This window comes from Psychromonas sp. Urea-02u-13, from assembly GCF_002835995.1.
Taxonomy (GTDB): domain Bacteria; phylum Pseudomonadota; class Gammaproteobacteria; order Enterobacterales; family Psychromonadaceae; genus Psychromonas.
The window spans coordinates 1-2,493 of the sequence record NZ_PJBZ01000170.1 but is presented as its reverse complement, the minus strand read 5'-3'; the positions used below and the strand labels follow the sequence as shown (position 1 = coordinate 2,493).

6 protein-coding genes are annotated in these 2,493 nt (G+C 36.1%); 4 read left to right on the top strand and 2 right to left on the bottom strand.

The window, feature by feature from the left end; genetic code table 11:
• Positions 1 to 56: 56 nt before the first annotated feature.
• The 3 genes from CXF74_RS21060 to CXF74_RS21050 all read left to right on the top strand — a co-directional run bounded on the left by CXF74_RS21060 (position 57) and on the right by CXF74_RS21050 (position 1,179).
• Positions 57 to 395 carry a hypothetical protein gene (locus CXF74_RS21060; RefSeq protein WP_101084567.1) on the top strand — a complete coding sequence of 113 codons (339 nt, stop codon included), beginning with the start codon at positions 57 to 59 and terminating at the stop codon, positions 393 to 395.
• A 216-nt stretch (positions 396 to 611) separates the two neighbouring features.
• Positions 612 to 872, top strand: a complete 261-nt coding sequence (locus CXF74_RS21055; RefSeq protein ID WP_101084565.1) for a hypothetical protein — start codon at positions 612 to 614, stop codon at positions 870 to 872.
• An 85-nt stretch (positions 873 to 957) separates the two neighbouring features.
• Positions 958 to 1,179 (top strand): hypothetical protein, encoded by a 222-nt coding sequence (locus CXF74_RS21050; protein WP_101084563.1) that lies wholly within the window; start codon positions 958 to 960, stop codon positions 1,177 to 1,179.
• A gap of 125 nt (positions 1,180 to 1,304) precedes the next feature.
• Here CXF74_RS21050 and CXF74_RS21045 read toward each other — a convergent pair whose 3' ends face one another.
• A complete protein-coding gene (locus tag CXF74_RS21045; RefSeq protein ID WP_101084561.1) occupies positions 1,305 to 1,598 on the bottom strand; it encodes a type II toxin-antitoxin system RelE/ParE family toxin in 294 nt (97 codons plus the stop codon).
• Entirely contained in the window at positions 1,598 to 1,837 is a 240-nt protein-coding gene (locus tag CXF74_RS21040) for a type II toxin-antitoxin system ParD family antitoxin (RefSeq protein ID WP_101084559.1), read from the bottom strand. The genes CXF74_RS21045 and CXF74_RS21040 overlap by 1 nt, the downstream gene beginning before the upstream one ends.
• Positions 1,838 to 2,002: 165 nt before the next feature.
• Here CXF74_RS21040 and CXF74_RS21035 point away from each other — a divergent pair, with 165 nt between their 5' ends.
• Entirely contained in the window at positions 2,003 to 2,368 is a 366-nt protein-coding gene (locus CXF74_RS21035; protein ID WP_101084557.1) for a hypothetical protein, read from the top strand.
• Positions 2,369 to 2,493: the final 125 nt, after the last annotated feature.

Below are 2,493 nucleotides of genomic sequence, written 5' to 3'. Positions count from 1 at the left end.
TACGTTTTCGTTGAACAATTGTATTAATTCAATGTTTTTTAGTAAAAGAGGTGAAAATGAAATTTAAATTAATTAGTCTGGCCCTAACGGTTATCGGTTTCACGTATGCTGGAACAGCATTTTCCGCAAATTCAGGCTTAATTACTAGAATTGGTTTTTCTGGGCAAGGTCATACATCACACCCGAACGTAGTACAGTTCGAAATCGCTGGAGGGTTTAGTTCTGGAACATGTAACACAACATACGCTGCAATTAGAAAGGAGGATAGTCATCTCGTAAGTTTTGCTCTGGCTGCACACATGGCGAAACAAGAAATAGTTGTCTACTTGGATGAAACAGATATTTATTATAGCAGTGGTTCGCGTTGCACAATCTTATTTATGCACTCTAAGTAGCATGCTATCAAACGTATAACAAGCTATTAAACAAGGACAAAATAAAGTTGGCTTTTTGTTCACTCCGTTCACCTATTTTAGCCAACTCTATTTTGCCTGTTAATAGGGCGTTATGTTTATTTTTTACCTTGTAAAGGTTGAATTTTCATCAATAGACCCCATTTAAAGTATGGATGATATGTTGTCATCAATATTTTAAATTTGATTGAGGTATAAATGAAAATTCAAGGTGCTGTGATTAAAGAGCAAGGGCAAACATTTGCAATTGCTATTATAAAAAAACATATTCTGGACTCATCGTTTGAAAGTGAAAAAGCGATGAATTCATTTATGCCATTATTTCCTGGTTTGCCTTTAGTACTTATGGCTCAAGATTCCAGAGGGACACCTACTTACCGTGGTCGAAAAGATATTGTTAATTTTTTAGCAAACATCCATATGTCGCAAATCCCTTGGCAAGAGTATACGTATAGCTAACGTATTTAATTAATAATGTGTCGTTAAACTACGGTGTTTTACGACATATTTTTTCCTTTGAATCTTGAATTATTAGGAGTGAAAAATGCAGAAGTATGCCGATATTAATAATGACTCTGGTGTAGATAGTTTTGAAATCCACGCTACATCTATAACAGTCTGGTTTGATGGAGCACCGAAATCGTATACTTACAGTTACGGTATCGCGGGTTCTCAACATGTCGAAGAAATGAAGAAGCGTGCATTAGTTGGAGATGGACTTAATGCATACATAAATATGAATGTGAAATTTAAGTATGATCGCTAATATATGCATGGTATTTCGCATTGACTAAACATAACAAGTCGTTTAAACGGAATAAAAACAGTTGGCCATCGCTTCGCGATTATAGCCAACCATTTTTATCCGCTTAACGAGGCGTTATGTTTTTATCAGAGTGCGCGGTTTACATCCATGCTTTTATGTAAAATTCGGACAATGAGTATTTGATTTACTTTGTGCTCTTTGTAATAAATTACATGGTTGGCTTGAGGGTATTTACTATAGCCTTCTCTAATATAATCACAGTTGACTCCAATTTCAGGTTCAGCTGCTAGTAACTGAAATGAGTAATCTAGTATTTTTAAATAATCATTTCGTTGTGCTTGTCCCCATGTTAATTGGGTGTACTTTGCAATTTTAATTAAATCTGATTTCGCTTTAGCTGAGAGTGCGAACTTATTCATCAGTGGCTATCTTTATCAAGCTCAGCTATTAAGCTGTCATAGCTATAATCTACGGTGCCACTTTGTTCACCTTGAACTAGCATATTACGCAAATTAAGTAGCTTGCTTTCTTCGTCTTCTAATGCTCGCAAGCCAGCTCTAAGTACTTCGCTTGCAGAACCGTAGCGACCTGAATGAAGTTGTTGGCTTATAAACTGATCAAAATGATCACCTAAAGTAACGCTCGTATTTTTAGCCATAATTAAAACCTTTTAGTTAGTACCAATATATATTGGATTATGGTATAAAAAACATAACAAGGCAATTAAACGGAACAAAAACAGTTGGCTTTGTTTCGTTCCTCAACAAGTGTAGCCAACAATTTTTGTCCGCTTATTGCGGCGTTATGTTTCAAAGGAGTAATTATGCAAGTTTCAAAAAAAATCGTATTGTTTGGGTTGTGCTTTTTCTCAATTTCATCTTTTGCGTGTGGTGGATTTGGCAATCAAGGTGATGGTTGCGCTGATAAAGTTTTAGGTGTTCAAACTGAAGCAGGTACTGCAATTGAAATTACAACTGCAGGCACATCTTGGTATAAAGGGCATGTATGTGAAGGGTCGACTGTAGTGCAATTCTCAGGAACTGATTTAGAGAAAAAGTCAGCGTTATCCATCGCGATGGCATCGTATATGTCAAATAAAGGCCCTATTTTTTTTAGATGTTCTGTGAAATTAAGTTCTGGTGTTTGTGGTTGTACAAATGTTGCGCTAGGTAATGTCTGGCGTGATTAAAACATAACAAGTTGCTTAAACGGAAAAATAACAGTTGGCCATCGCTTCGCGATTATATCCAACCGTTCTTTTCCGCTTAGCAAGTGACTATGGTGTCAATTCTTAATTCTGATTCATTTCAGGAT